The sequence below is a fragment of the Mesorhizobium sp. WSM4807 genome (genome assembly GCF_055811615.1).
The window spans coordinates 1-1,433 of record NZ_JBVVQY010000096.1 but is presented as its reverse complement, the minus strand read 5'-3'; the positions used below and the strand labels follow the sequence as shown (position 1 = coordinate 1,433).

Below are 1,433 nucleotides of genomic sequence, written 5' to 3'. Positions count from 1 at the left end.
GGCTGTGTGCTCTGAGTGGACATCTTACGGCCTGATCCCGATCTGATTGAGGAGGGCTGCCTCGTTAGCGAGGCAGCCCCTGTGCACGAAGCTCACGTCAGGGCGCAGGATTTCAGTGCGTCGCGGACGGAGAGCGCCTCCAATTCAAGGAGGGCCTCCTTCAGACGGACGGCATTCGATTCGCCGATAACCGGGCTAGCGAGAGTAAGAAACTTGGCTTCCACCTCCGCCGGCCCAAAAGCGGGTCCCCCGAGGGCACCAGTTGGAGTCTCCGCCTCGGCGGAAACGGTCTCGCCATTCTCCAGGGTAACACTGACGCGGGCTGGCAAGAGCTTTTGCGCATAGAATTTCTCGTCTGCGCCGGCGAGAGTTGAAATACTGATCCGTGACGCTGTTTCTTGGAGGCTTTCGTCGGTCAGGTCGTCTTCGCGGAGTCCTGTTGCCGAGGACTTGTCGTGCAGTTCGAGAGCGAGCGCATATGGAATGTGGAACGCGGCCTCGACGGTCGATGTTGGCCAAGGGCCGTTGAAATCGCGAGCGAACTCGCTCACCGTTTCGACATGAATGCTCCTTATGTCGGCGCGGTCGAAACGATGACGGGTCAACAACGCGCGCAGGCAGTCAACCGCCGTGTGGATCCAGCGGCAGACGCCAAACGGTTTGAAGCCGGTCTCTAGGATGAAGTAGCGCTTGCCCCACCGGTCGAGCATGTCCCTGGATTCGAAGCAGTTGGACCCGGCCATGGCCCAGAACCCGTCGTCGCCGTCAAAGATCGAGCGATTGCCATGGAAACCGGCGCGCACAAGATCCACCGCCGTAATGGCGCCCTTGTTCGCCCATCCGTAGTTGTTCTTCAAAAGGCTCATTGGCCGCGAGTGGAACTTGCGTAAGAAGGGCAGCGGGGCGTGCATCGGAATCAGCCCGTAGGCATCCGCGATCTGCGTGGGAGTGAATTGGTGCAACAGGCATGCCGCGGTGCAGGCGCCGAAGATCTGCCAAGTGGCGTAGCCCTTGACCTGGCGGTCGCGGTCCTCGCTGGGACGCACGGCAGTGCCAAGGCGCAACGACATTTCGTATCCACCGACAATCGCTGTAATCAGCTCCTTGCCGGAGTTGCCGACGTCTTCGGCGACAGCGATGGCGGCCGGGATGATCGATGCGCCAGGATGGCCGAAGAGGATGTAGGAATCGTCGAGGCTGAGCATGCTGGCGCTATGGGCGTTGGCATGGGCGGCATTGGCGGGATGGAAACGCAGTGACGTGCCGAACACGGTGCTGGCACCGCCGGAGTCGATGCGCCTGAGGTAGGGCGTCATCTGCCCGGCCCCACGTGTCGTGCTTCCCGCGATCATGCAGCCGACATGGTCTAGGACGAGAAGTTTCACCTTGTCGCGCACGCGTGCCGACAGCTCGTCATATGTGAGGCTGGCGAC

At 61.4% G+C, this 1,433-nt stretch carries 1 protein-coding gene; it reads right to left on the bottom strand.

Annotated elements, in window-relative coordinates:
* Positions 1-92: 92 nt before the first annotated feature.
* Positions 93-1,433, bottom strand: a 1,341-nt coding sequence (locus AC0L3N_RS33830) for an MmgE/PrpD family protein (protein ID WP_473552018.1), incomplete at its 5' end; no start/stop codon positions are given.